Below are 24877 nucleotides of genomic sequence, written 5' to 3'. Positions count from 1 at the left end.
CCGACCGCGGCGGGGGGCTGCGGTGAGGTGCAGTCATTACAGACCTGTAGTGACAGGCGCGCTAGAGCTTGATGACAAACGTGTTCCAAGTCACAGTGATGGCGGTTACGTTCCCGTATCGATCCGGCGCTCGGCGTGGCAACTCGGCCCGAAGCCTGTCATGACAGGGCCGGATGGTCGTGGCATGCTGTATCCGGTCGATGGGGAAGGAAGTCCATGACGATGACCTACCGGCGGCTCACCCGGGACGGGAGCGAGCCGCTCTGGATGCAGCTGATGCGGGAGCTGCGCGGCCAGATCGAGGCCGGCGAGATCGCGCCGGACCAGCCGTTGCCGTCCGAGGCCGAACTGACCGACCTTTACGGCGTCTCCCGCACGGTCGTCCGGGAGGCGCTGCGCGAACTCGTCCAGCAACGGATGATCTACAAGGTCAAGGGGCGGGGCGCCTTCGTCGCCCCCCGCAAGACCGAGCTGCGCTTCGTCGGCTCCGTGTCCGGCTCCGCCGACGACCTGCGGGAGTCGGGCCGCCGGGTCACCACCCACACCATCGGCCAGAGCCTCGGCGCGGCCGACCAGCGCGAGGCCGACCTCCTGCAGATCCCGGCGGGCGAGCCGGTCGTGCGGATGCGCCGACTCCGGCGCGTCGACGGCCAGCCCTGGCTGCTCGTCGACACCGCGCTGCCGGCCCGGCTGGTGCCCGGCCTGGAGCGCGCCGTGCTGGAGAACCAGTCGCTGTACGACGTGCTGCGCCGCCGGTACGGGTTGGAGCCCGTCGGTGCCGACCGCTGGATCGAAGCCGTCTTCCCCGAGCCCGAGGATGCCTCGCTGCTCGAAGTCACCACCTCGACGCCCCTGCTCGGCATCGAGTCCGTGGCCTGGCTGCGGGACGGCACCCGGTTCGAGGCCTACTACGCGCTGCACCGCAGCGACCAGACCCGCTTCTTCGTGGGCATCCGCTGAGCCTCCGGCGTGCTCGGAGCTCTCCGCCGGGTCGGCGATGTGGTGGTGTTGGCGGCGGACCGACACCGCCACATCGGCGAACCGGGTATCAGGGTCAGCGGGCCACCGCGACGGCGGTGACGACCAGGCCGCGGGCGACCAGATACCGTCCGCGCAATTCGGTCAGCGGTCGCCCACCGTCGGTACGCGTGCCGTCGACCAGCAGCCGCGCGGTGAAGGTGCCGGTGGCAGGTTCGACGGACAGTTCGGCGTCCTCGAAGCCGAGCCAGCGCCCGGTCAACGGGTACCACGCCTTGTAGACCGACTCCTTGGCGCTGAACAGCAACCGGTCCCAGTGCACGCCCGGGTCGGCGTCGCCGAGGCGGCGCAGCAGTTCCGGCTCACTCGCGACGGTCACCACCGCGGCCACGCCGTCCGGCAGGGGAGCGTGCGGTTCCGCGTCGATGCCGAGGCTGGCCAGCTCGGTGTCCCGGCCGACCGCCGCGGCCCGGTAGCCGGCGCAGTGGGTGATGCTGCCGACCACGCCCGCCGGCCACACCGGTTCCCGCCGCGGGCCGGAGCGGATCGGGGCCGGAGCGTGCCCGAGGCGGGCGAGGGCCTCGCGGGCGCACCGGCGAGCGGTGACGAATTCCCGACGGCGGGTCTCCACCGCCCTCGCGACAAGGTCCTCCTCGCCCGGGAATGGGGCCTCGTCGGCGAGGTCGGAGAACGCCTCGACGGGTACGGCCACCGGCGGCAGCAGCGCCTCGATCACGCCGCACCGCCCAGGATCCGCCGCATCGGCCGCGGCTCACCAGCGCGCCGGGACCACTCGCGCGGGTAGCCCAGCGACACCTCCTCGAAGCGCACCCCGTCGTAGTGGGTGGTGCGCGGGATGTGCAGGTGCCCGTAGACCGCCACGGCGGCCCGGTGGCGGACGTGCCAATCGGCGGTCCGGTCGGTGCCGCACCACTGCGCGAACTCCGGATACCACAGGACCTCGGTGGGTTCGCGGACCAGCGGCCAGTGGCTGACCAGCACCGTCGGCAACGCCGGGTCGACCGCGGCCAGCCGCCGCTCGGTCTCGGCGAGCCGGGCCCAGCACCAGGACTCGCGGTCCGGGTACGGGTCGGGGTGCAGCAGCATCTCGTCGGTGCAGACCACCCCGGCGTCGTACGCCCGCCGCAGCGACTCCTCCTTTGACGTCGTGCCGGGCGCCCGGAACGAGTAGTCGTACAACAGGAACAGCGGCGCGACGGTGACCGGCCCGCCCTCGCCGCGCCACACCGGATAGTCGTCCTCGGGGGTCAGCACGCCCAGGTCGCGGCACATCCGGACCAGCGCGTCATAGCGGTCCCGGCCGCGCAGCTGCACCGGGTCGGACGGGTGCGTCCAGAGCTCGTGGTTGCCCGGCGCCCAGATCACCCGGGCGAACCGGTCGCGCAGCTGGCGCAACGTCCGCTCCACGTGCCCGAACAGCTCGGCGACGTCGCCGGCCACGATCAGCCAGTCGTCCGCCGACTCCGGTCGCAGGCCGTCCACGATCCGGCGGTTCTCGGCGTACGACACATGGAGGTCACTGACCGCGAACAGCGCACCCGTCACCCGATCGATCTTGCCACCGCCGATCGTGACTGGATAGCCGCGCTTGTGCCGGATCGGCCGGGGAACGATGATGAGCCGCATCGGTGTCGCGACTCCGGCGGCGAGCAGGGCCGCACGGGCTGAAACGTCGACTCTTCACGGAAGGGACGACGGCATGCACCCGATGCTGCGTCGACTCGACGACCTCGCCGCCCACCTCGCTACCCGGCCGGACACCGTGGCGCTGCTCGGCCTCGGCTCGGCTGGCGCCGAGCACGACTGCCTGGACGCCCACTCCGACCTGGACTTCTTCCTCGTCGTCGCGGACGACGCCGCAGTGCCCCGCTACGTCGAGTCGGTCGACTGGCTGGCCGCGCCCTGCCCGGTGGCGTACAGCTTCGCCAACGAGCGCAACGGCCGCAAGGCGCTGTACGCGGACGGCATCTTCGTCGAGTACGCGGTCTTCACCGTGGACGAGTTGCGGCGCCTGCCGTTCACCGGCGCCCGGATGGTGTGGCAGCGACCCGACGCGCCCGCCGGGCTGGCCGAGTGTGGACCACCGGCGCGCCCCGCCACGCCGTACGACACCGTGGAGTTCCACCTCAACGAGGCGCTCACCAACCTCTACGTCGGACTGCACCGCGAGCTGCGCGGGGAACGGCTCACCGCGGCGCGGTTCATCCAGTCGTACGCGGTGGACCGGGTGCTCGCCCTGCTGCGGCTCACTGCCCCGGCGGCGGCGCACCGGCGGGACCCGTTCGACCCGAGCCGCCGGGTGGAGCGGGCGTACCCGCCGGAGGTGCTGCCGCTGGCCGAGATGGTGCCCGGCTACCGGGGCAACCGGGACGCGGCCCGGGTGACGCTGGGCTGGCTGGCGGCGCGCTTCCCGGTCGACCCGGTGATCGCCACCGCCATCCGGGCGCTGCTGGCCGCCGAGCCGGAAGGTTGACGGTCTTCCGGGCGCGGCTCAGGCGAGCAGGTCGGCGAAGTGGTCGGTGGCGCGGAGCAGTTCCCGGGCGATCGCCGGTTCCGCCGCGGAATGGCCGGCGTCGGGCACGATCCGCAGTTCGGCCTCCGGCCAGCGCCGCGCCAGGTCGTACGCCGACACCGGCGGGCAGCAGAGGTCGTAGCGGCCGTTGATGATGACGGCGGGGAGGTGGCGGATCCGGTCTACCCCGTCGAGCAGTTGCGTCTGGCTGGTGAAGAATCCGCCGTGCAGCGCGTAGTGGGAGAGGATCCGCGCGATCGGCAGCGCGTGCTCGTCGGCGGTGAAGTGCGCAAGCAGGCCGGGGTCGGGGCGCAGCGAGGAGTTCACCGCCTCCCACCGCCCCCATGCCGCCGCGCACGCCCGGGCCTCGGCGTCGTCGGGCCCGTGCAACCGCCGGTGGTACGCGGCCAGCAGGTCGTCCCGCTCCGCTTCGGGGATCGGGGCGATGAACCGGTCCCACTCGTCCGGCTGGAGGTGGCGCAGCCCGCCCTGGTAGAACCAGTCCCGCTCGCTGCGGCGCAGCAGCAGGACGCCGCGCAGGATCAGGCCGGTGACCCGGTCCGGGTGGGTCTGCGCGTACGCGAGGCCGAGGGTGACGCCCCACGAGCCGCCGAACACCAGCCAGGAGTCGATGCCGAGCCGCTCGCGGATCACCTCCAGGTCGGCGACCAGGTGCCAGGTGGTGTTGGCGCTCAGCTCGCCCAGCGGGGTGCTCCGGCCCGCGCCCCGCTGGTCGAACAGCACGGCCCGGTAGCGGTCCGGGTCGAAGAACCGCCGGGCCGCCGGGACGAGGCCGCCGCCGGGCCCGCCGTGCAGGAACACCACGGGTACGCCGTCCGGCCGGCCCGCCTCCTCCACGTACAGCTCGTGGCCGTCGCCGACGGCGATCCGGTGGGTGGCGTACGGCTCGATCGGGGGGTAGAGGCGGGGCTCCGGGGTGCTCATGCCGACCCATCCTGCCCGCCCGCGGCGGGCCGGTGGGGGCGGGCGGCGGTCAGCAGGCGTAGTTGCTGCCGAGGTTGTCCAGGAGGGCGTCCGCCACCCAGCCGGACACGCCGGTCGTGCTGTCCTTCAGGTAGGTCCACGTGTAGGTGGTGTGCCCGTTCGCGGTGACCTTGTCGCCGTTGGTGAAGCACCAGAAGTCGACGTTGTGGGTGTACTGCCCGTACCCCAGCGAGGCGCAGCTGGTGTGCGGGCCGGAGCGGATGTTGACGTTGCTGGCGTTGAAGAGCTGGCCGCCCGCGACGTCCACGTTGGCGCGGTAGTGGCTGCAGGACGCGCTGGCCGGTGCGGCCGCGCTGACGACGGCGACACCGGTGCAGGCGGCCGTCAGCGTGACGGCCGCCGCGAGGGAGGTAACCTTCCGCACGTTGATCAACCCTTCGAAGTCGGAGGGGCACGCAAAGTGATCAGAATATTTGCATGCTTCAAGATGCGGATCAAGGGGTCCCCGGCCGCAGTTTCCGCGGCCGGCTCCTGGCCGGCGCCACGGCGGGACGCCGGCCAGGAGTGGCCGGTGCTCAGGCGTTGGCCGGGATCCCGGCGTCCGGGTCCGTCGCCGGGTGCTCGGCGGTCCGCTCCGCGGCCTCCGCCTCCGGGGCGGTGCGTTGCGCCGGCGTCCGCACGGCGAACGCGTCGAACGGCTGTCCGTCCAACGACGCCCGCTCGGCGAACGCCTCCGCGGCGGGCCGTTCCGGACCCTCGGTACGCGCCGGCGCCGGCGCCGGCCGGTCGGCCGCGTCGGGGCCGGTGCCGGCGCTGACGGGGCGGGGGGAGACCTGCGGATACTCGGCCGTTGCCGTGCCCCCCGCGGCCGCCGCCATGACCGCCGCGGCGGCCAGATCGGCCACCCGCTTCGCCTCGCGCTGCACCCGCGCGCGGGTCTCCTTCGCGTGCTGCTCGGCGAGGTCCGCCGCCCGTCGGGCCTCGTCGAGCCGCTTGGTCTCGGCGGCCAGGTCCCGGCGCACCTCGACCAGGCGCTCCTCCAGCGCGGCGCCCTCCTGCTCGACCGTGGCGATCTCCTGGCGGCTCCGCTCCAGCTGCTGGCCGACGGTCCCCAGCTCGGCCTGGAGCTGCGCGAGGGCCTCCTGCCGCTGCTGGATCTCCTGCTGCACCGTGGAGAGCTGCTCCTGGTACGCCGCCGTCTCCTCGTCGGCCCGCTCGCGGACCTCCGTGGCGTACTGCTGGGCCTCGGCGACCAGCGCGGCGATGTCCCGTTCCGCGGCGCTGGCCCGGTCGGCCAGCTCCTGCTCGGCGGCGGCCCGCCGCTCGTCCAGCTCGCGGGCCATGGTGGTCTGCCACTGGGCCAGCTCCTGCTGGGCCTTGCTCCGGTTGGCCTGGACCTCCTGCTGGATCTGGGTACGGGCCGCCTTCACCAGCGCCTCGGACGCGGAGCGGGCCTGGTCGACCTGCTGCGCGCTCTGCTCGGCGATCCGCTTCGCCTCCTGCTGCGCCCGGTCGTGAGCGGCCTGGCCCTCGACGCGCAGCTTCTCGGCCGTCTCCCGGATCGCGGTGAGCTCCGCCTGTGCGGCGGCGCGCCGCTCCTCGTGCGCCTTCTCCTGCTCGGCGCGGCGCGCCGACAGCTCGTCCTCCAGCTCCCGCAGCTGGCGGACGGCCTCCTCCTGCGCCAGGGCCAGCGCCTTCTCCGCCTGGGTCTGCAGGTCGGTGGCGTGCTTGGTCGCGGTCTCGGTGATCTGCGCGGCCTGCCGCTCGGCCAGGTCGAGGATCTGCTCGACCATCGGACCGAGGTCCCGGAAGGACGCGCGGTCCACCTCGGCCGGTCGCTGCCGCAGTTCCGCCGCCTCGGCCTGGGTCCGCTGCACCTGCGTGGTCAGCTCCCGCACCTGCGCGTACGCCCGGTCCCGAGCGGCCGTCAATGCGGACAGTTCGGCGTCCACCTGCTCGACGTACCGGTCCACCTGGCGTTTGTCGTAGCCGCGCAGCGCCGGGTCGAACCTCGGCCGTGCGGACACGTCGTCGTGGGATGCGAACGGATCCTCGCCGTTGGACATTGCGCCATCCTCCGTCAGGTTCGCCGGCATCGGGCCGGCGGACGACCGCCCCGCAAGGGCATGATGAGGCGCAACGGTACCGCCGTCGGCGGGCGGGCCCCGCCCCACCCCGGCCCTCGGCCGCGCGGTGGGCGAGGGCCGGGCCGCAGGAGCCGGTCGGGCGCGATCACCACGGCCGACGGTGCGGCTCTGCGGGCCCCGGCCCGGCGTGCTGACCGGGCCGGGGCACGAGGTCAGACGGTTTTGGCGTATTCGCGCAGCAGGCCCGGCCAGCCGCCGTCGCTGCCCACCCCGTCGCGGACCTTCTCCCAGCCGGCGCCGTGTGCGTCCAGCCGGTCGTGCACCAGGTCGACCCGGGTGCCGTCCGCGACGGGGGTGAAGGTGACGGTGACCCGGCTGCCGGCCGCGTCGGGGTCGGGCACCTGCCAGTCCGAGCCGATCAACCAGGCGAAGACGAAGGTGCCCGGCGGGTCCCAGGTGAGCACCCGACCCCAGGTGCAGGTCTGGCCGGTCACGCTCTCCTCCCGGATGGCCCCGCCGGCCCGTGGCTCGACGGTGACCCGCTTCAGGTCGTCGGGGAGCAGGTGGTGCGAGCGGATCCACCAGCGGTCCAGGCCGGCGGTGAAGACGTCGAAGGCGTGCTCGGGGCTGGCACCGACCACCACGCTGGTGCGTACGGCGGTGCCCGGGTCGGTCTCTGCGCTGGTCATGGCTTCTCCTCGGGCGGGTTCTCGACGGCGTCCTTGAACGCCGCCAGGGACTGCTGCCAGAACGTGTCGAAGTAGTCGCGCACGGCCGCGAGGGCCCGCGGGTCCAGCGCGTAGACGCGACGGGTGCCGACGGCCGTCGAGGAGACCAGGGCGGCGTCCTTGAGCACCTTGAGGTGCTGGGACACCGCCGGCCGGCTGACCGGGAGGTCGGCCGCGATCTCGGCGACGGAGCGTGGCCCGGCGGCGAGAAGCTCGAAGACCGCGCGTCGGGTCGGGTCGCCCAACGCGTCGAGCATCCGTCCTTGGTAAGTGGCCACGAACGGTAAGTCTAGACTTTCCAAGTCGCCTGTCAACCGTTCTGGAGGTCCCGCCACGCCGTCGCCTCCGGCGACGGGTAGGCCAACTGGAACTCGGCCCAGTTGTTCCAGTACGCGACCGCGTCCACGTATGCCTGCTGGCGGAGCCAGGTGACGTGGTCCTTCATCGCCTGCGCCCGGCCCGTCCCCGTCTTGTCGGCGGTGGTCCGGACCAGCCCGTACTCCGGCACCAGCAGCCGGACCCCCGGGTAGGCCGCCCGCACCTTGCCGAACGCCGTGCCGAAGATCCGCGACGCCGGCCAGTACGTCGCGGTGTCCCGCGAGTAGCAGTCCACCCCGTAGTGGGTCATCCCCGGATAACCCCAGTCGGTCGGGTTGCCGCCGCCCTCGTCCAGCCAGTAGCGAGTGACGATCGGTCCGTGCCCGAGCACCCACTTCCGGTTCGGATGGGCGGCGACGATCTGCGACAGCCGGGTCCCCGTGGTCCGGTACGTCGCCGGGGTCACGTCGCCCATCGGCTCGTGGTACCAGGTCAGGTAGACCGGCCGGGCCAACCCGTTCAGCCAGGTGCTGAGCTGCTCGACGCTGTCCTTCCAGGACACGTGCATGATCGCCGAGGGCGCGTCGACGAACTTGCCGGCGTTCAGCGGGGGCAGTTCCGGCAGCTTGTCCCCGTCGGTGTCCACGCCGTAGTCGCGCATGTAGCGCAGGTTGGGGTAGTTGGCCACGATCTGTTGGGTCGGCGCACCCTTCTCGGTGCTCATCCCCACCAGCAGCGGCACGGTCACCGTGGTGGCGGCGGTCGCGGTCCGGCCGGCCGGGTCCCGGACCGTGGCGGTCAGGGTGACCGCGCCCCGGCCGGACAGCACAGTCACCGTGAACCGGCTGGGGTCGGTGGCGTTCGGCGTGACGGTCACCCCGGGCGCGGCGGTGGTCAGCTGAATGGTCAGCGGCACCGCCAGCTCGATGCGGACGGAGCTGTCGAAGACGCCGCCGGTGGGGTCACCGACCCGGCCGGAGAAGGCCAGCACTCGGGAGTCGGGATGGTAGGCGTCCACCACCACGGTGGCGGACTTCCCGGGGAGCAGGACGGCGGGGTTGGCGGTCACGGAACGGATGACGGGAGCGGCCATGGATGCCTCCGGGGTGTGCTCCAGGGCCCCGGGTCGCCCGTCGCTGGGCACCCAGGACGGCCCTGACCTGCGTAAATACCAGATTGCGTCGGCGCGACGGCATCGCCACCGGCGGCGGCAGATGGCGAAAGACCCGAGTTCTGCCCGCGTTTCGCGCCGCCGGCCCGACGGGCCGATCCGGAAACCGGCTGGCCGGAGCCGCCCGCGGCCCGCATCCTGGCTGGCGTGACGACCGACGTACGCGAGCTGACCGCTGCCGACTGGCCGCAGCTGTGGCCGATGCTGCGCGACATGGGCGTCGGCGACGAGCCCGCCGAGACCCACCGGGAGCGCTTCCTGCGCCTGCTCGCCGACCCGCGCTGGGCGCTGCTCGGCGCGGTGGACGCCGCCGGGCTGACCGGGTACGCCGCCGCCCAGGACCACGGGCCGCACCTGCGCTCCGGCGACGCGCACCGGACCGCCCGCCTGCACGACCTCTACGTACGCCCGGACGTGCGCCGGCACGGGGTGGGGCGGGCGCTGCTCGCGGCGGTGACGCGGTGGGCGGCCGGGCGGGTTCGCTACCTGGAGTGGCAGGCGCACCGGGAGCGGGCGGCGCCCTTCTACGAGCGGCTCGGCCACCGCGGCGAGCCCTGCCCGCAGCCCGAGTACCCGACCTTCATCGTCGACCTCGGCGGGCGCTGAGCCTCACGGGAGCGGGTGGGAGATTCCCCGGGCGTGGTCGGTGATGGCCGCGCCGACCACGGTGGCGGCCAGCGGCAGCACCTCCAGGCAGCGGCGCACCGCCGCGCCCATCAGCGGGTTCGGCACCCGCATGGAGAGCGTGCAGTGCGGCACCCAGCGCCCCGGCTGATAGTGCTCGACCAGGCCGATCCCGGCCCGGGCCAACCGGTGGTGCACCTGGGCGTGGTGGGCCAGCAGCTCTGCGGTCGGGGCCGGCCCGAGCCACAGCACCCGGCCGACGAACTGGCCCGCGTGCTGGAACTCCAGCCGCAACGGGGCGGCCACCACCATCCCGGCGAGCGCCTCGGCCACCCGCTCCGGGTCGAACCGGGGCGCCACCGCGAGCGAGACGTGGGGCCGGTGCCGCTGCTCCAGCAACGACCGCATGCTCTGCACGCCCTCGGACTCCAGCGCATCCCAGAGCACCCGGATCCGCCGGGTGGCGTCGGTGTCGAGATACAGCTCCAGCGCCGCGACCACGCGATCACCCTAGAGGTGAGGTTTGTCCGCCCCCGTGGGCGGTACTGCCTCCGGTGGCGGCACCAGCGGAGGAGGGTGGACGAGTGGACGTGAGCGACCTGCTGACCGAGGCGTACGACCGGCTGCCCGAGCTGGTGCGGTCGGCGGTCGACGGGCTGAGCCCGGAGCAGCTGCGCCAAGCCCCGGCGCCCGGAGCGAACACGGTGGGCTGGCTGATCTGGCACCTCACCCGGATCCAGGACCACGGCGTCGCCGACCTGCTGGGGGAGGAGCAGGTCTGGGTCACCGGCGACTGGGCGCGGCCCTGCGGGATGACCGCCGACCCGTACGACACCGGCTTCGGCCACGGCCCCGAGCAGGTCGCCGCGGTGAGGCCGGAGAACGGCCAGGTGCTCCTCGACTACCACGCGACGGTGATCGAGCGGACCCGGCGGTACCTGCGCGGGTTGCGCCCGGCCGACCTGGACCGGGTGGTCGACCCGAGCTGGGACCCGCCGGTCACCCTCGGGGTGCGGCTGGTGAGTCTGCTGGCCGACGACCTCCAGCACGCCGGTCAGGCCGCGTACGTGCGCGGGCTCATCCAGCGGGCCTGACCGTGGCTCGGGCCCGGCCCAGCGCGGCGTGGGCGAACAGGAGCGCCCCGTCGTCCGGCGCACCGCTCACCCGGATCGGGTGAGTTGGACTCACCTTCTCGTCGGGGATCCTGCGGGGACGACCCGCAGACGGGAGGGACCGATGGGCAGCTCGGCAGTGGAGCACCTGGAACGGCGGGTGGCGGGCCGGCACCCTGACCTGCCGGAGAACACGGCCGGCAGCCTCCGGCTCGACCTGCGCGACGGCGGGCGCACGGAGCACTGGTATCTGACCATCGACCAGCAGGACGTCCGGGTGTCCCGCTCCTCCGACAACGCCGAGCTGGTGGTCGGCGGCGACCGGGAGGTCTTCGACCGGCTCGCCGAGGGCGGCTTGAACCCGGCGGCGGCGGTGCTGCGCAACGACCTCACGGTGCAGGGCAACCTGCGGCTGCTGCTGACCCTGCGCCGCCTCTTCCCGGGCCCACCCGGGGCCCGGCACCCCCGCGAGGCCGCCTGCGGCGGGGGCGGTCGATGAAGCAGGAGCTGCTCCACGTCCTCGCCGGCAACTCCTTCGCCATGGGCGACGGGCAGGGCGACATGGAGGTCGACCCGTACGCGCCGATCGGCCTGTGGTCCTTCGACACCCGGTTCGTGTCCCGCTGGGTGCTCACCGTCGGTGGGCAGCGGCTGCACGCCCTATCCCGGGACGAACTGGCCTCCTTCGAGACCCGGTTCGTGCTCGTTCCCGGCACCGCCAGCCACTACGTGGACGCCGACGTGTCGGTGATCCGGCACCGGTCCCTCGATGACAGCTTCAACGAGCGGATCACCGTGCTCAACCATTCGGCCGAGCCGGCCGACCTCACCGTCCGCATGGAGATCGGCAGTGACTTCGCCGACACCGCCGAGATCCTCCGCCCCGCGCCGCGCCGGCCGGAAGTCACCGTCGACCCGGTCCGTCGGCAGCTGCGACTCTGCTACCAGCGGGAACGATTCACCCGGGAGACCCTCGTCACCAGCACCGAACCGGTGGAGATCGACCAGCACGGGATGACGTTCCGGATCCGGGTCGCGCCGAACGGCGAGTGGCAGAACGATCTGCACGTCGCCATGATCATCCGCGGTGCCAGCGGCCGGGACCTGCGGTCCAGCCTGGAATCCCACCGGCACCACGTCCGCACCGACATGCGCGAGGACCTCGCCCGGTGGTTCGACCACGCCCCGCAGCTCGTCGCCCACCGCGATTCCCTGGAGTCGGCGTACACACAGGCGCTGACCGACCTGGCCGCGCTGCGGTACATGCCGCTGTCGTACAGCGAACGGGTGCCGGTGGGTGGCCTCCCCTGGGCGATGTCGCTCTACGGCCGGGACGCCATGATCACCTGCCTGCAGACCCTGCCGTTCACCCCCGAGCTGACCCCGGCGACGCTGCACCTGCTCGCCCTGCTCCAAGGCGGCCAGCTCGACGACTACCACGACGAGGAACCCGGGAAGATCCTCTCCGAGCTGCGCTACGGCGAGGCGGCCGCGTTCGGCGAGCAGCCCACCGTGCTCTACTACGGCGCCGCCGACACCACCCCGCTCTTCGTGGTCCTGCTCGACGAGTACCAGCGCTGGACCGGCGACACCGACCTGGTCCGGGAGCTGCGCCACCCGGCCCGGATGGCGCTGGACTGGATCGACGCCTACGGCGACCTGTGCGGCGACGGCTACCTGCGCTACCAGTCGCGCAACAGCGTCAACGGGGTGGCCAACCAGACCTGGCGGAACTCGCCGGACGCCGTCGTGGACCGGCACGGCCGCGAGCCCGCGTTCCCGCGGGCCACCTGCGAACTCCAGGGGTACGCGTACGACGCGAAGCTCCGGGGCGCCCGGCTGGCCCGGGAGATCTGGGGCGACCCGGCGTACGCCGACCGCCTGGAGGCCGAGGCGGCGCGACTGCGCGAGCGGTTCAACCGCGACTTCTGGCTGCCGGACCGCGGCTACTACGCGTTCGCCCTGACCCCGGACGGGGAACCCGTCGACGCGCTCACCTCGAACCTCGGCCATCTCCTCTTCACTGGCATCGTCGAGCCGGAGCGGGCGGACGCTCTCGCGGCGCACCTGTGCGGGCCGGAGCTCTTCTCCGGCTGGGGAGTGCGCACGTACGCCGCCGGACAGCGGCCCTACAACCCGGTCGGCGCGCACCTGGGTGCGGTCTGGCCGTGGGACAACGCCATCATCGCGGCGGGCCTGCGCCGCTACGGCCACGACACCGAGGCGGCCCGGATCGCCGCCGGTATCTTCGCCGTGGCGGAGACGCTCGGCGGCTCGGTGCCCGAGGTGGTCGCGGGCTACTCCCGCGAGGTGACCAAGTACCCCGTCCAACTCCCGGCTGCCGGGCGGCCACAGTCGTGGGCCTCCGGGGCGCTGCTCATGCTGCTCGCGACCATGCTCGGGCTGCGCCCGTGCGACGACAACCTGCTGGTGGATCCGCAGATCCCCGAGGGCTACGGCCGGATCGAGCTACTGGACGTGCCGGGCCGCTGGGGCCGCGCCGACTGCTACGGCCGGGAGCGACCCGCCGACCGACGCCGTTCCCGGCGGACGGCCCGGGGCGCGGAGCCGTACCAGCGCAGCGGGACCGCCCGGTAGGCGGCCGACCCCGCCACGGCCAGCCCGGTGACGGCCGCCGCAGGGCCGTCGCTCACCGTGGCCCGGCCGTGGTGTCCGCGGGCTCGGCGGTGCCGCCGGCGGTGGGGGCCGGGACGGATCGGGTACGCCGGGTCAGTCCCCTGTCGACGCCGACGAACAGCAGCCCGAGCAGCCAGAACGCGAACGCGAAGCCGAGCGAGCTGAGCCCGACACCGTCGTAGCCGAGCTGCCCGGCGTCGACGAACGGGTACGGGTAACGATGCACGATCAGGCCGCGCACCAGGGCGAACCCTAGGTACGCCAGGGGGAACGCCAGCCACCAGGCCGCGTACCGGAGGCGCAGCCGGCCGCGCTGGTCGAACAGCACCCAGTCCGTGACCGCGAGCAGCGGCACGACGGTGTGCAGGAACTGGTTGCCCAGCGCCTCGCCGAGCGCCCGGTCGGGCTGGGCCATCGCGAACGGGCTGGCCGGGTTCGCCAGCACCAGGTGGTAGACCACTCCGGTGATGGTGATGTAGAGGGTCACCGCACCCTTGACCACGGACCGCGGCTCCGGGTGGCCCTGTCCGCAGCGCCATGCGGCGTACCCGGCGAGGACGCCGACCGCCACGTTGCTCTGGATGGTGAAGTAGGGCAGCAGCCCGGTCACCGTGGCCGGGCCGAGGGCGGTGAGCACGATGCCGGCCACCACGCTGAGCACGGTGGCCAGGCGAAGGAGGATCGCCAGTCGGCGACGCCGCGGGGTCACCGGGGCAAGCTACCAGCCCGCCCGGCGCAGGTCACCGAGCCGGGACCGGCGGCGGCGCCGGGCCGCACGGCCCGTGCCGGGGCGTGCTCAGTGCACGGTCGGACCCGCGGACGGCCCGTGCTGGGGCCGGGGCGTGCTCAGCGCACGGCCGTGCCGGCCGCGCCGGGCAGGCGCACCGACGGCACGGCCGGACGGATCGTCGATGGCACCGTTGCGGCCGGAGTGGCGGCAGTCGCCGGGCCACCGGCCGGCTGACGGTTGCCCCCTCCCGTGGGCGGTCTGCCGGGCTGCCCAGTAGCCCCGTTCTGGCGTTCTCGCTCGTCGAGCAGGCGCTCGCAGTAGCCGGCAACCTTGTCCCGGCCGCCGGCGATCGACACCAGGTCGGCGAAGCGCGGCGTCTCCAGCGCGCGCCGCCGGTTCTCGTCCGCCCTCGCCAGGTAGGCCGTGCAGAGCCCGGTGAGGAAGGACGGGCTGCTCGGCTGGCCGGTCGGACCGGCGGTCGGGCGGGGCGAGGCGCCCGGCGCGGTCCGGCCGGGGGAGGCGTCCGGGCCGGTGGTCGGCGAGGTCGGTCGCGCGGTGCCGGCGCTCGGCGTCGTGGTGTTGTCGCCGCCGTTGGTGAGGGGGTCCGGCAGCGTGCCCGTGGCGGCGGCCAGCGCCACGCCGCCGGTGGCGGTGGCCAGCAGCGCGGCGAGTGCGATCTTCGCGCCGAGCATGCTGGCGACGAACCGTCGTTCGGCCCGGGACGCCGCCGGGAGCAGTCCGGCGCGCGCCGCGCGGAACGCCTGCACGGCCGCCCCCTCGCCGGCGAGCTCGTGCGGCCGGGGGGCGGCCCGGACGGCGGCGAGGAGTCGGATGAGCACCTCGGGGCCGTCCTGCGCATTTACGACCGGACCGACGAGCAGTCGCTCGGCGGTCTCCTGGTCCATCCGGTGAATGGTCATCTCGTGTCCCTCAGCGCCGCCACCCGCCGTGACGTCACATGGGAAGGCCCAGCCGGGACCCGACCGGGTGGTGAGACCGCTCACCGCCGCGGATGGTCAGCCCATCGTCTTCGCCCCGTCGATCGACTCGCGGATGATGTCCGCGTGGCCGGCGTGCTGCGCGGTCTCGGCGATGACGTGCAGCAGGACCCGGCGCACCGACCAGCTCGCCCCCGGCTCGAACCAGGGCGCGGACGGCAGCGGGTGCGACCGGTCCAGGTCGAGCGTGGCAACCAGGGCGTCGGTCTCGGCGGCCACCCGGTCGAACTCGGCGAGCAACCCGGCCAGGGTCTCGCCGTCGGCCATCCGGAACTGCCCCACCCAGTCGATCGGCTCGCGCTCCATCGCCTCGGCCCCGCCGACGGCGAACCGCAGCCACCGCTCCTCGACGCACGCCACGTGCTTGATCAGCCCGCCGAGGCAGAGCTCGCTCACCGTGCTGCGCCGGGCCGCCTGCTCGTCGGTCAGACCCTGCACCGTCTGCCGAAGGAACCCGCGGTGCCCGCGCAGGCTGGCGAGCAGATCCGCCCGCTCACCGGTGATGACCTGGTCTGAGACGCTCATGCTGTCCGCCTTTCGCTTGATGACCGGCGACAGCGTACGACCGGCCCCGACAGTCTCCGGCCTCCACGCGGGACCGTCCCGGTTGCCGATTCGCCCGGTTGGCGGTGCACTGAATGACATGGGTGTCATTAGAGTGGGCACGTCCTCCTGGGCCGACCAGATGCTGGTGCGCTCCGGCTGGTATCCCCGCGCGGTCAACACCCCCGCCGGCCGCCTCGGCTTCTACGCCGACCGCTTCGGGCTGGTCGAGGTGGACACGTCGTACTACGCGATTCCGCTGCCGGAGACGGCGGCGGGCTGGGTGGCTGCCACCCCGCCCGGGTTCATCTTCGACGTCAAGGCGTTCCGCCTCTTCACCGGCCACCACACGCCGGTGGCGGCGCTGCCCCGGGAACTGCGGCCGGCGGGCGGTCCGAGCCGGATCCGCTGGCGCGACCTGCCCGCCGGGGCGTACGACGAGCTCTGGGACCGGTTCCAGGCGGCGCTGGCGCCGCTCGCGGCGGCCGACCGGCTCGGCGCCGTGCTGCTCCAGTTCCCGCCCTGGCTGGCCCGGGGCGACGCCGCCAAGCGGCGGATCCGGGAGGTGGCCCGGCGGTGCCGGCCCTGGCCGGTCTGCGTGGAGCTGCGGCACTCCTCGTGGTTCACCCAGGATGCCGTGGTGGACACGGTGACCTTCCTGCGCGAGAACGGCCTCGGGTATGTCTGCGTGGACATGCCGCAGGGCCACGCCTCGTCGGTGCCGCCGATCCTGATCGCCACCGCCGACCTCGCGATGGTCCGGTTCCACGGCCACAGCACCGCCTGGGAGAGCGACGACAAGCAGGACAAGCTCCGCTACGCCTATGGCGAGGAGGAGCTGCGGCACTGGTCCGAGCTGCTGCGCGAGCTGGCCGACCAGTGCGCCGAGCTGCACGTGCTGATGAACAACTGCTGCGGCGACCAGGCCCAACGGGACGCCGCCCGGCTCGCCGGCCTGCTCGGCGTCCAGACCCGGGCGCCGGCCGGCACGGGCTCCTGACCCGACGGTGACCGCGGCGGGCCGTCAGCCGCCGCCCCGCCGCCGCACTCCGGTCCGGCGGCGGGGAGATCGGTCCCGAGGCGTCAGCCGCGCCGTTGGACCCCCTCCGGGTGCATGCCGGTGGCCTCCTCCAGCGCGTTGTCCGGCAGGTCCCCGCCGGCCGTGTCGTCGGGAAAGGTCCGGGCGGAGGGCGCCGGATCCGGTGGCGCGCCCGGTCCGGCCTCGGCGGCCCGGGTCGGCTCCACCGAGCCGAAGCCGTGGCGTCCGGCGGCCGGGCCGCCCTTCGCCGCCCCGCGCGCCCGGCGCTCACCACGCCGGCCCTCCGGGACCGCGGGCTCCTCGCTGCCCTCGTCCATCGGCGAGTCCTGACCCGCGCCCCACGGCGGGTCGGCGTCGAAACCGTCCGTGGTGCCCCACGGCTTGCGCGACTCCGGCCCCCGCCCCTCGCCCTTCCCCGGTCGTTTCCTGCTGCTCATCGCCACCTCACCCTGGCTGGGTTCCCGTGCCCGCGCTGAATGCCCGCCACCGGCCCGGTCATGCCGGGCCGGTGGTTGGGTTGCCGAGCGGTCGGTGGCGCACCCCGTTGTGCGCCACGACCGCTGCGGGTCACCGGCCGGCCGTGACCAGGTGCCGCGTGGCGGCACCCATGGCGGCGACCTTGGCGATCTTCGGCCCGCCCATCACGGCAAGCTTGCCGACCTTCGGTGTGCCCATCACGGCGAACTTGCCGATCTTCGGCGCGCCCATCCCCACGGCCTTGCCGATCTTCGGCCCGCCCTTGCCGGCGGCCTTGCCGGCCAACTTCGACACGACCAGCAAGCTGCCGACCCGGCCGAGCATGCCGCGGAGCACCTGGCCCGGCTTCTGCTGCTCGCTCATGTACGCGGTCACCACCACCAGCGCGCCGGTCAGTGCCGGGACCGCCCACTGGAGCAGCTTCATCTGCCGCTGGCAGGCGGCGACACTCGCCGGCGTCTGGTAGCTCGGCTCGGTGGTCCCCTCGACCGGCGGCCCACCCGCCCGTTCCAGCTTCCGGCCGAGCATCCGGCTGTATCCGGTGACCGCCAGCGCGCCCACGGTCAGTGCCGTCTTCACCGCGCTGGCCTTGCCCACCCCGGCCTGCCTGGCCATCCGTGGGCTCTCGATGACCAGTTCGCCGACGGAGCCGGCCAGGTGGGCACCGATCGCCGCCGCGTTCACCGGGGTCCAGCGCGCCCAGCCCGCCGAGGCCACCGGCAGCCGCTGCGTCGAGTCGTCGACCCGAGCCGCCGCCCCGTTGACGCCGAGCGCGCCCATCAGTGAGCCGCCGAACCATGCCGCCAGACCCAGATCGTGCATCGACCGCAACGCGGTGTGCCGTTCGGACATCTGATCCCCCTCCGCCGTGTTCGGGCGGTGCGGGTTACCCACGTTCCGGCCGGCTACGCCCCCGGTGCGCGGGCGCGGCGGACCGCTGCCCGGATCGGCCGCAGGTCAGCGGTGCGGCAGGGCGGCCGCGAACGCGGCGACCCGGGCGGCCAGCGGAGTCGCGGCGCGTACCCAGGTGAAGTGGTCCAGCGGGGCGCCCGCCTCGGCCACCGGGTAGCGGTGCCGGGTCACCGTCGCGGCGGTGAGCTTGGCGCAGAGGTGGTCCAGCGTCTCGTGCGGGGTGTACTGGTCGTCGTCCACGCTCACCGCGAGGACCGGCGTACGCACCCGCCGCACCGCCGCCTCGGCGTCGACCCCGTCGAGCACGGGGAACCGGCCGGTCCGGGCGGTGTAGGCCCAGTCCCGGATCACCCCGCGGGCCTGCCGGCCGCCGAACCCCCAGCCCGGCCAGACACCGAGCAGCCGGGCCACCGCGGCGATCCCCTGGGTGTACGGCAGCACACCCCAGCCGCGCAGCCCCGGATACCCACGCCACCAGGGCATGCCGACCGCCACCAGGGCCAGCCCGTCCACCGCGTCCGCGTCGTGCAGGGCCTGGTGCAGCAGCGCGACCTGCCCGCCGAGGGAGTGCCCGAGCAGCAGCCGGGTACGGCCGTCCAGCCGGGGCTTGAGCGCGTCGAGCACCGCGCCGACGTCGGCGGCCAGCTCGGCGTAGCCGTACCGGCAGGTGCGGGCGGGGGCCGGGGTGCTCTCGCCGGTGCCCCGCAGGTCGGCCACCACGACGGCGAGCCCGGCCGCGCGCAGCGCGGCCGCCAGGGGCCGGTAGTAGCGGGCCCGGACGCCCATCGCCGGCCAGACCACCACCACCGGCGCGCCCGGCGGCCCGTCCGGCTCCGGATGGACCTGGACGCCGATGCGCGCCCCGTCGACGTCGACGAACTCCTGCGTGTACTCCCCGCTCACCGGCTCAGCGTACGGCGGCAAGCTACCGGTGGGTAGCCAAGGGGGTGCCTCACCGGGCCGCCGACACCGCCGGCCCGGCCGGGGCGGGCAGCTGCGCCCGGTCCCGCGCGGTCGGGACGAGCCGGTTTGCCGGGACGGCTCGTTCGATCCGGTCGACGGCGGCCAGCACCGTGGGCACGTCCAACTCGGCCAGCGCCGGGTGCAGCGCCACGCCGTCGCCCGGCGGGCGCGGCCCCACCCAGAGCGCCTGGTGCCACGGCCGGTCCGGCGGCGGCCCCCACAGCGCGGGCGACACCGGGCCGAAGAGCAGCACCGACGGGGTGCCGTAGGCGGTGGCCAGGTGGCCGATGCCGGTGTCCCCGGCGAGCACCAGCCGGGCGTGCGCCACCAGGGCTGCCAGTTCGCCGACGCCGGTCCGCCCGGCCAGGACCGCCTCCGCCGGCAGCCCGGCCCCGCGCGCCACCGCCTCGGCGATGCTCCGCTCACCCGGGCCGCCGGTGACCATCACCCGGTGGCCACGCGCGGTCAGCTCCCGGGCCACCGCCGCGAAGCGGGCCGGTGGCCAGCGCCGCTCGGCGGCCTTCGCCCCAGGGTGGACGAGGCTCACCCCGCTGGGCAACGCACCGGGGTCGGGGCGGCGCAACGCCAGGTCCGTCCGATCGGCTGGAATGCCGTACCAGGCCAGCAGCCGGCACCACCGGTCCACCTCGTGCTCGTCGGCCCGCCACGGTGGACCGTCGTGGTGCCCGGCCCCGTCGTTGGCGAACGCCAGCAGCCGACGCGGCCGGGCCTCGGCCAGCATCCGGTGCGACTGCGGGCCCCGGCCGTGCAGGTTGACCGCCAGCGCCGGCTTCGGGCCGGGCCACCCCAGGTGGCCCAGCCCGTCCGCCTCGACCAGGCGGTCCACCCCGCCGACCAGGTCGACCAGCGGGGCCAGCCAGCGCGGCGCGACCAGCGCCAGCTCCGCACCGGGGTACGCGGCGCGCAGCGCGCGCAGCGCCGGCACCCCGGCGGCGAGGTCGCCGACGCCGAGCGCACGCAGCACGAGAATCACGGGTACGACGACTCCTGCTCGGCGCAGACCACCAGCTCGCGTACGGCGCAGCCGGGCGGCTGGGCCAGGGCGAACATGACCGCCTCCGCGGTGTCGGCCGGGTCGTTGAGGATCGCGTCCGCGCCGGGCTTGTACTGCTCGTCCCGGTCGTCGAAGAACGCCGTCCGCATGCCACCCGGGATCAGCAGCGTCACGCCCACCGTCCCGGCCAGTTCGGCGGCGAGCGCGCGGGTGAAGCCGACCACCCCGAACTTCGCCGCGCAGTACGCGGTGGCGTCGCTGACCGCCTTGACGCCGAGCGTGGACGCCACGGTGACCACCGTGCCGTGTGCGCGTTCCAGGTGCGGCACGGCCGCCCGGACCACCGCGGCCGTGCCGAGCAGGTTGATCGCCACGATCCGGTCCCAGGTGTCGCCCGGCACGTTCGCCAGCCGCCCCGGCACGTCCATGCCGGCGGCGGTCACCACGCCGTCGAGGCCGCCGGCCTGCTCGGCGAGCTGGCGGGTGGCCGCCTCGGCGGCCCGGGCGTCGGCGAGGTCGCACCCGACCCAGGGCACCCCGTCGGCCGGCGCCTGCCGGTCCAGCACGTACGGCCGCCCGCCGGCCTTGCCGACCGCGGTCACCACCGCCGCGCCGAGGCCGCTCGACCCGCCGGTGACCAGGATGGACCTTCCGTTCATGTCCCTGCTCATACCGCCGCTCCCTTGACGAGGTGGAGGCCGCGCTGGCGCGCGGCGGAGATGGTGCCGGTGGTGGACCGGCCGGCCAGGTAGGGGACGGTGACGACCCGGCCGCCCCAGCGGCGGACCAGATCCGCCTCGGGCAGCTCCGGCCCGCCGTCCCCGGCGTAGTCGCCGCCCTTGACCCAGACGTCGGGCCGCAGCCGGGCCAGCACCCGGTGCGGGGTGGGCTCGTCGAAGACCACCACCGCGTCCACGCAGTCCAGGGCGGCGAGCAGCCGAGCGCGATCCGCCTCCGGGTTGACCGGGCGCTCCGGTCCCTTCAGGCCGCGTACGCTGCGGTCGGAGTTCAGGCAGACCACCAGGCAGTCACCGAGGCGGCTGGCCGCCTGGAGGGTGGCGAGGTGCCCGGCGTGCAGGATGTCGAAGCAGCCGCCGGTGGCCACCACGGTGCCGCCGTCGGCGCGTACCTTCGCCACCAGATCCTCGGCCGTGCGCGCAGCGGCCGCCGTCGGGCGTTGCTGCGGCGCGCGGTGCAGGCCGGCCGCCCCGCCCGCCGCCACGTACGCCGACGCGGCGGCCACCGCCGCGCCGACCGCCTCGGAGAGCGGCGCGCCGTCGCCGAGCGCCAGCGCGGCGGTGGCGGCGAACCGGTCGCCGGCGCCGCAGGTGTCCTCGACTTGGTCGGGAATGGACGGTGGCGGCACGACCAGCGGGGTGGTGCCGGCGTGGCAGAGCACCGCGCCGTCCGGGCCCATGGTCACCGCGACCGCGCTGACCCGCCAGCGGTGCCGCAGCTCGTGCCCGGCCCGGGTCGCCGTGGACAGCGCCGAGCCGGCCCCCGCGTCGCCGGTGAGCTGCCGCAACTCGGCGAGGTTCGGCGTGGTCAGCCGGACCCCGGCCACGGCGGCCGGGCCGCGCGGGTGCGGGTCCCACACCACCGGGGCGGACGCCTCGGCGAGCGCCGCGCGCAGTGCCGGCTGCCGGACCAGGCCGCGACCGTAGTCGCTGACCAGAATGGCCCGGGCCTGGGAGAGCACCTCCAGCACCGCCTCCGGCGGCTCGCCGGGTGGCTGCGGGTCGCCGCCCCGGTCCAGCCGGAGCAGCGTCTGTCCGCCCGCCCGCAGCCGGATCTTCTCGCCGGTCGCGCCCGGCAGGTGCATCGGGTAGACCGCCACTCCCGCCTCGGCCAGCAACTCGGCCAGGCGAGCCCCACCGGCGTCGTCGGCGAGCGCGGTGACCAGCGCGACCTCGGTGTCCTGGGCGGCGGCGAGCAGCGCGGCCAGGCCGGCCCCGCCGGGCCGGTCGACGGCCGTGCGCTCGTCCAGCACCGGTACGGGGGCGTCCGGGCAGACCCGGCCGACCGCACCGGTCACGTCCCGGTCCAGCAGGGCGTCGCCGACCACGACGAGCGGGCCGCTCACCGCTCCACCCACCCGGTGCCGGTGGACCCGTTGCGGTGGTGGCCGTTCCGCCCGTGGCCGTCGACGCCGTGTCCGGTGACGCTGCGTCCGTTCGCGCTCTGCCCGTTGGCGGCGTGGCCGTTGGCGGTGTGCCCGTCGCGGAGGACCGGGATGAGCGGTGGTGCCCACCCGGCGATGCCGGTGCCGCGGGGTGCGGCCACGGTCGTCGTGGGCAGCTGCCGGATCAGGGGGAGGGCCTGGTCGACGTACTCGCAGAGCAGGTGCGTGGCGACCAGGTGGAGCTCCTGCACCACCTGGCTGTCCGGCGACGGGACGGCGAGCACGTCGTGGCACCGCTCGGCGAGCGGGTTGGGCGCCGGGCCGGTGAAGGCCCAGCAACGCAGCCCGACCTCGCGTCCAGCCTGGGCGGCGGCGAGCAGGTTGGCGCTGGCGCCACTGGTGGACAGGAGCAGGAGGATGTCCTCCGCTCGACCGTGGGCGCGGACCTGGCGGGCGAAGACCTCGTCGTAGCCGTAGTCGTTGCCGATCGCGGTCAGCGCGGAGGTCTCGGCGTGCAGGGCGATCGCGGACAGGGGTTCCCGGTCGTCGCGGAGCTTGCCGACGAGTTCGGCGGTGAGGTGCTGGGCCTCCGCCGCGCTGCCCCCGTTTCCCGCGACGAGGATCCGTCCGCCCCGGGCGAGCGTCCAGGCCAGTTCCGTGCCCCAGTCGGCGAGCCGCTCGGCCTCCCGCCGGAACGGCAGCAGCGCCGCGGCCAGCCCGGACAGGTGCGCGTCGATCGGGTCGGGCCGGGGCATCAGGCCACCGCCCGGGCGGGACGGGCGACCGTGGCCACCGCGGCGTAGACCGCGCTGAGCTGCTCGGCGCAGCGCTTCCACGAGTACCGGCTGCGGATCCGGTCCAGCGCCGCCGTGGCGTACGCGAAGCGGCGCATCTTGTCGGTGAGGATCCGGCGGATCGCGGTGGCCAGCGCGCGGGGGTCGCGCGGCGGCACCAGGTCGCCGGTGAGCCCGTCGACGACGGTGTCGGCGATGCCGCCCACGTTGCTGCCGATCACCGGTACGCCGCAGGCCATCCCCTCCAGCGGGGTGAGCCCGAACGGCTCGTACCAGGGGGTGGCGACCAGCACGTCGGCCGATCGGTACCAGCCGGCCATCTCCTCCCGGGGCACCCCGCCGACCAGCTTGACCCGGTCGGCGACCCCGCAGGACTCGGCGAGCGCCCGCAGCCGCCGGGCGAAGGCATCGGCGGGGAGCAGTTCGGCCGGCGGGCCGCCGACCACCACGCATTCGGCGTCCGGCACCGCGGGCAGCGCCCGGACCACGTCCAGGAAGCCCTTGCGCTCCACCAGCCGGCCGACCGTGAGGATGCGCGGCCGGGCCGGGTCGCGCGGCGCGGCCGGACCGTCGGGTTGGAACACGTGCTGGTTGACGCCGGAGGGGACCAGCGCCATCCGGGACCGGGGTACGCCCATCCGGACCAGCTCGGCCACCTCGTCGCTGCACTGCACGACGACCCGGTCGACGGCCCGCCCGAGCGTCCGCTCGTAACCGATCCGCCCTGGTGGGCTGGTGTCCCGCGCCCCCTGGTGGCGGCGTTTCACCGTGCCGAGCGCGTGATACGTGAGCACGGTCGGCACCCCGGTCCGCCGGCCGGCGTGCACGGTGGCCAGCCCGCTCATCCAGAAGTGCGCGTGGGCCACGTCCGGGGTCCAGCCCTCGCGCCGCCAGGTATCGGCCAGCCAGCTGCCGAACTCGCCCATGTACGGCAGCAGTTCGTCCTTCGGCACCCGCCGGGCCGGGCCGGCCGGCACGTGGCAGACGTGGTAGCCGTCCGGGGTGGACACCGCGTCGGGCAGGGTGGGGGAGTCACGGCGGGTGTAGACGCGAACGTCGTGTCCCTCACCGACCAGCGCGGCCGCGAGTTCCGCCACATGGGTGTTCTGACCGCCGGCGTCCTCCTCGCCGAGTACGGCGAGCGGGCTGGCGTGCTCCGAAATCATCGCGATGCGCATGTCTCCTCCTTCATCAGCCGGTCCCAGTCGGCGAGGAACCGGTCGAGCCCGAAGCGTTCCTTCGTCACCTCGCGCGCCCGCGCCCCCAGCCGGTAGGCCGCGTCGCGGTCCTCGGCGAGCCAGCGGGCCGCCTCGACCAGCGTGTCCACCCGGGTGGAGAGCACCCCCGCGTCGGGCGACACGGCGTCCACCGCCTCGGTGGTGGCCAGCGCGATCACCGGTACGCCCATGGTCATCGCCTCGATCAGGCTCAGCCCGAGGGACGTCCACCGGCACAGGTGCAGGTACGCCCGCCGCCGCGCCACCGCCACGTGCATCTGCTCCTGCGGCAGGTCGTCGTGGCTGGCGAGCCGGTCCGGCGGCAGCCCGAGCCGGTCGGCCAGCCCCGCCACACCCATGCCGTAGACGTCCAGCGGGGCGACCGCGGCGAAGCGCGGCATCAGGTCGGTGCCGGTGACCCGCCAGCGGCGTACCGGCTCGTTGGTGACCACCGCGAGGCGGTCGAGGTCGCCGGTCCACTCCACGGCAGGCGGGACGATGCCGTGCTCGATGACGGCCGTCCGGGTGCCTCCGCTGTCCCAGAACAGCTCGTTGAAGTGCGTGACGTGGGCGATGAGCAGGTCGTCCCGGTCGGCCATCGGGTGGCGGGTCTGTGGCACGTCGCCCTTGGGGGTGTTGTGCTCGACGTAGATCGCGGGCAGGTCCCGGCCGGGGCGGCGGCCCAGCCACCGCTCGGCCAGCTCCAGCTCCTCCGGCCGCTGCAGGACGACCAGGTCGACGTCGGTGCGCCCCAGTTCCTGCGGGGTCACCTCGACAACGTTCGCCGGCCAGGCGTACGTCCGCGCCCGGCCCCGCCCGTACGGGCCGCGGTCGGGCGTGACCGGCACCAGGTAGCGGTGTCGGCCGTGCACGAACGAGGTCGTCCAGGAGCCGTGCACGTGCCACAGCAGAATGTTCATGCCTCTCCTCACGT

27 protein-coding genes and 1 pseudogene are annotated in these 24877 nt (G+C 74.5%); 7 read left to right on the top strand and 21 right to left on the bottom strand.

Features of this window, described 5'->3' with window-relative positions; genetic code table 11:
* Positions 1-216 precede the first annotated feature (216 nt).
* Complete coding sequence (locus FXF52_RS06165) at positions 217-960, top strand: GntR family transcriptional regulator (protein WP_148794270.1); 744 nt, start codon at positions 217-219, stop codon at positions 958-960.
* Between the two features lie 94 nt (positions 961-1054).
* Here the strand turns inward: FXF52_RS06165 and FXF52_RS06160 are convergent, their stop codons facing one another.
* Together FXF52_RS06160 and FXF52_RS06155 are read right to left on the bottom strand one after the other, a co-directional pair.
* Complete coding sequence (locus FXF52_RS06160) at positions 1055-1714, bottom strand: 4'-phosphopantetheinyl transferase (RefSeq protein ID WP_148794269.1); 660 nt, start codon at positions 1712-1714, stop codon at positions 1055-1057.
* Positions 1711-2544 carry a metallophosphoesterase gene (locus FXF52_RS06155; protein ID WP_148794375.1) on the bottom strand — a complete coding sequence of 278 codons (834 nt, stop codon included), beginning with the start codon at positions 2542-2544 and terminating at the stop codon, positions 1711-1713. The genes FXF52_RS06160 and FXF52_RS06155 overlap by 4 nt, the downstream gene beginning before the upstream one ends.
* 154 nt (positions 2545-2698) lie before the next feature.
* Here FXF52_RS06155 and FXF52_RS06150 point away from each other — a divergent pair, with 154 nt between their 5' ends.
* Positions 2699-3472: a hypothetical protein gene (locus FXF52_RS06150; RefSeq protein ID WP_148794268.1), complete on the top strand. Its 774-nt coding sequence runs from the start codon at positions 2699-2701 to the stop codon at positions 3470-3472.
* Positions 3473-3490: 18 nt separating this feature from the next.
* On the opposite strand, the gene pip is transcribed toward FXF52_RS06150, so the two are convergent.
* The 6 genes from pip to FXF52_RS06120 form a co-directional block, all read right to left on the bottom strand.
* Positions 3491-4456, bottom strand: coding sequence for a prolyl aminopeptidase (pip, locus tag FXF52_RS06145; RefSeq protein WP_148794267.1), 966 nt, complete (start codon positions 4454-4456; stop codon positions 3491-3493).
* 49 nt (positions 4457-4505) lie between these two features.
* Entirely contained in the window at positions 4506-4880 is a 375-nt protein-coding gene (locus tag FXF52_RS06140; RefSeq protein WP_148794266.1) for an SH3 domain-containing protein, read from the bottom strand.
* Positions 4881-5031: 151 nt separating this feature from the next.
* Complete coding sequence (locus FXF52_RS06135; protein WP_148794265.1) at positions 5032-6522, bottom strand: DivIVA domain-containing protein; 1491 nt, start codon at positions 6520-6522, stop codon at positions 5032-5034.
* A gap of 233 nt (positions 6523-6755) precedes the next feature.
* On the bottom strand, positions 6756-7232 hold the full coding sequence (locus tag FXF52_RS06130; RefSeq protein WP_148794264.1) for an SRPBCC family protein: 477 nt from the start codon (positions 7230-7232) through the stop codon (positions 6756-6758).
* Positions 7229-7549 carry a helix-turn-helix transcriptional regulator gene (locus FXF52_RS06125; protein WP_187413344.1) on the bottom strand — a complete coding sequence of 107 codons (321 nt, stop codon included), beginning with the start codon at positions 7547-7549 and terminating at the stop codon, positions 7229-7231. Before FXF52_RS06125 ends, FXF52_RS06130 begins: the two co-directional genes overlap by 4 nt.
* Positions 7550-7581: 32 nt before the next feature.
* Entirely contained in the window at positions 7582-8682 is a 1101-nt protein-coding gene (locus FXF52_RS06120; protein ID WP_148794263.1) for a hypothetical protein, read from the bottom strand.
* Positions 8683-8907: 225 nt separating this feature from the next.
* On the opposite strand from FXF52_RS06120, the gene FXF52_RS06115 reads away from it, so the two are divergent.
* Positions 8908-9366 (top strand): GNAT family N-acetyltransferase, encoded by a 459-nt coding sequence (locus tag FXF52_RS06115; protein WP_255471764.1) that lies wholly within the window; start codon positions 8908-8910, stop codon positions 9364-9366.
* Between the two features lie 3 nt (positions 9367-9369).
* On the opposite strand, the gene FXF52_RS06110 is transcribed toward FXF52_RS06115, so the two are convergent.
* Positions 9370-9885 carry a 2'-5' RNA ligase family protein gene (locus FXF52_RS06110; protein ID WP_148794262.1) on the bottom strand — a complete coding sequence of 172 codons (516 nt, stop codon included), beginning with the start codon at positions 9883-9885 and terminating at the stop codon, positions 9370-9372.
* Between the two features lie 83 nt (positions 9886-9968).
* Here FXF52_RS06110 and FXF52_RS06105 point away from each other — a divergent pair, with 83 nt between their 5' ends.
* The 3 genes from FXF52_RS06105 (at position 9969) to FXF52_RS06095 (ending at position 13094) form a co-directional block, all read left to right on the top strand.
* Positions 9969-10478: a DinB family protein gene (locus FXF52_RS06105; protein WP_148794261.1), complete on the top strand. Its 510-nt coding sequence runs from the start codon at positions 9969-9971 to the stop codon at positions 10476-10478.
* A 142-nt stretch (positions 10479-10620) separates the two neighbouring features.
* Entirely contained in the window at positions 10621-10995 is a 375-nt protein-coding gene (locus FXF52_RS06100; RefSeq protein ID WP_148794260.1) for an SCP2 sterol-binding domain-containing protein, read from the top strand.
* Positions 10992-13094 (top strand): glycogen debranching N-terminal domain-containing protein, encoded by a 2103-nt coding sequence (locus tag FXF52_RS06095; protein ID WP_148794259.1) that lies wholly within the window; start codon positions 10992-10994, stop codon positions 13092-13094. Before FXF52_RS06100 ends, FXF52_RS06095 begins: the two co-directional genes overlap by 4 nt.
* A 52-nt stretch (positions 13095-13146) precedes the next feature.
* Here the strand turns inward: FXF52_RS06095 and FXF52_RS06090 are convergent, their stop codons facing one another.
* The 3 genes from FXF52_RS06090 to FXF52_RS06080 all read right to left on the bottom strand — a co-directional run bounded on the left by FXF52_RS06090 (position 13147) and on the right by FXF52_RS06080 (position 15386).
* Positions 13147-13842 (bottom strand): Pr6Pr family membrane protein, encoded by a 696-nt coding sequence (locus FXF52_RS06090; protein WP_148794258.1) that lies wholly within the window; start codon positions 13840-13842, stop codon positions 13147-13149.
* Positions 13843-13979: 137 nt separating this feature from the next.
* A complete protein-coding gene (locus FXF52_RS06085) occupies positions 13980-14783 on the bottom strand; it encodes a hypothetical protein (RefSeq protein ID WP_148794257.1) in 804 nt (267 codons plus the stop codon).
* 96 nt (positions 14784-14879) lie between these two features.
* Complete coding sequence (locus tag FXF52_RS06080; protein WP_148794256.1) at positions 14880-15386, bottom strand: DinB family protein; 507 nt, start codon at positions 15384-15386, stop codon at positions 14880-14882.
* Between the two features lie 118 nt (positions 15387-15504).
* Here FXF52_RS06080 and FXF52_RS06075 point away from each other — a divergent pair, with 118 nt between their 5' ends.
* A complete protein-coding gene (locus FXF52_RS06075; protein WP_148794255.1) occupies positions 15505-16404 on the top strand; it encodes a DUF72 domain-containing protein in 900 nt (299 codons plus the stop codon).
* An 83-nt stretch (positions 16405-16487) separates the two neighbouring features.
* Here FXF52_RS06075 and FXF52_RS06070 read toward each other — a convergent pair whose 3' ends face one another.
* From FXF52_RS06070 to FXF52_RS06030, 9 genes and pseudogenes are all read right to left on the bottom strand, one after another.
* Complete coding sequence (locus FXF52_RS06070; protein ID WP_148794254.1) at positions 16488-16880, bottom strand: hypothetical protein; 393 nt, start codon at positions 16878-16880, stop codon at positions 16488-16490.
* Between the two features lie 130 nt (positions 16881-17010).
* Positions 17011-17772 carry a hypothetical protein gene (locus FXF52_RS06065; RefSeq protein ID WP_255471763.1) on the bottom strand — a complete coding sequence of 254 codons (762 nt, stop codon included), beginning with the start codon at positions 17770-17772 and terminating at the stop codon, positions 17011-17013.
* A gap of 105 nt (positions 17773-17877) precedes the next feature.
* A complete protein-coding gene (locus tag FXF52_RS06060) occupies positions 17878-18735 on the bottom strand; it encodes an alpha/beta fold hydrolase (protein WP_148794253.1) in 858 nt (285 codons plus the stop codon).
* A gap of 133 nt (positions 18736-18868) precedes the next feature.
* Positions 18869-19789, bottom strand: a pseudogene (locus FXF52_RS06055) (glycosyltransferase family 9 protein); the annotation flags it as partial.
* Positions 19786-20481: an SDR family oxidoreductase gene (locus FXF52_RS06050; protein ID WP_370517879.1), complete on the bottom strand. Its 696-nt coding sequence runs from the start codon at positions 20479-20481 to the stop codon at positions 19786-19788. The pseudogene FXF52_RS06055 and the gene FXF52_RS06050, both read right to left, overlap by 4 nt.
* On the bottom strand, positions 20478-21893 hold the full coding sequence (locus tag FXF52_RS06045; protein WP_148794251.1) for a PfkB family carbohydrate kinase: 1416 nt from the start codon (positions 21891-21893) through the stop codon (positions 20478-20480). Before FXF52_RS06045 ends, FXF52_RS06050 begins: the two co-directional genes overlap by 4 nt.
* Complete coding sequence (locus tag FXF52_RS06040; RefSeq protein ID WP_370517881.1) at positions 21890-22690, bottom strand: SIS domain-containing protein; 801 nt, start codon at positions 22688-22690, stop codon at positions 21890-21892. Before FXF52_RS06040 ends, FXF52_RS06045 begins: the two co-directional genes overlap by 4 nt.
* A complete protein-coding gene (locus FXF52_RS06035) occupies positions 22687-23904 on the bottom strand; it encodes a glycosyltransferase (protein WP_148794249.1) in 1218 nt (405 codons plus the stop codon). Before FXF52_RS06035 ends, FXF52_RS06040 begins: the two co-directional genes overlap by 4 nt.
* Positions 23889-24863, bottom strand: a complete 975-nt coding sequence (locus FXF52_RS06030; RefSeq protein ID WP_148794248.1) for a glycosyltransferase — start codon at positions 24861-24863, stop codon at positions 23889-23891. Before FXF52_RS06030 ends, FXF52_RS06035 begins: the two co-directional genes overlap by 16 nt.
* Between the last annotated feature and the right edge of the window lie 14 nt (positions 24864-24877).

It is taken from the genome of Micromonospora sp. MP36 (assembly GCF_008119785.1).
Classification (GTDB): domain Bacteria; phylum Actinomycetota; class Actinomycetes; order Mycobacteriales; family Micromonosporaceae; genus Micromonospora.
The sequence above is the reverse complement of the archived record's forward strand: the minus strand, read 5'-3'. Positions and strand labels throughout refer to the sequence as shown.

Coding starts and splice junctions, on each gene's coding strand:
- FXF52_RS06135 (WP_148794265.1), bottom strand. CDS start 6,522: ATGTCCAACGGCGAGGATCCGTTCGCATCCCACGACGACGTGTCCGCA.
- FXF52_RS06075 (WP_148794255.1), top strand. CDS start 15,505: ATGGGTGTCATTAGAGTGGGCACGTCCTCCTGGGCCGACCAGATGCTG.
- FXF52_RS06050 (WP_370517879.1), bottom strand. CDS start 20,481: ATGAGCAGGGACATGAACGGAAGGTCCATCCTGGTCACCGGCGGGTCG.
- FXF52_RS06130 (WP_148794264.1), bottom strand. CDS start 7,232: ATGACCAGCGCAGAGACCGACCCGGGCACCGCCGTACGCACCAGCGTG.
- FXF52_RS06165 (WP_148794270.1), top strand. CDS start 217: ATGACGATGACCTACCGGCGGCTCACCCGGGACGGGAGCGAGCCGCTC.
- FXF52_RS06150 (WP_148794268.1), top strand. CDS start 2,699: ATGCACCCGATGCTGCGTCGACTCGACGACCTCGCCGCCCACCTCGCT.
- FXF52_RS06030 (WP_148794248.1), bottom strand. CDS start 24,863: ATGAACATTCTGCTGTGGCACGTGCACGGCTCCTGGACGACCTCGTTC.
- FXF52_RS06080 (WP_148794256.1), bottom strand. CDS start 15,386: ATGAGCGTCTCAGACCAGGTCATCACCGGTGAGCGGGCGGATCTGCTC.
- FXF52_RS06070 (WP_148794254.1), bottom strand. CDS start 16,880: ATGAGCAGCAGGAAACGACCGGGGAAGGGCGAGGGGCGGGGGCCGGAG.
- FXF52_RS06095 (WP_148794259.1), top strand. CDS start 10,992: ATGAAGCAGGAGCTGCTCCACGTCCTCGCCGGCAACTCCTTCGCCATG.
- pip (WP_148794267.1), bottom strand. CDS start 4,456: ATGAGCACCCCGGAGCCCCGCCTCTACCCCCCGATCGAGCCGTACGCC.
- FXF52_RS06035 (WP_148794249.1), bottom strand. CDS start 23,904: ATGCGCATCGCGATGATTTCGGAGCACGCCAGCCCGCTCGCCGTACTC.
- FXF52_RS06100 (WP_148794260.1), top strand. CDS start 10,621: ATGGGCAGCTCGGCAGTGGAGCACCTGGAACGGCGGGTGGCGGGCCGG.
- FXF52_RS06065 (WP_255471763.1), bottom strand. CDS start 17,772: ATGTCCGAACGGCACACCGCGTTGCGGTCGATGCACGATCTGGGTCTG.
- FXF52_RS06120 (WP_148794263.1), bottom strand. CDS start 8,682: ATGGCCGCTCCCGTCATCCGTTCCGTGACCGCCAACCCCGCCGTCCTG.
- FXF52_RS06085 (WP_148794257.1), bottom strand. CDS start 14,783: ATGACCATTCACCGGATGGACCAGGAGACCGCCGAGCGACTGCTCGTC.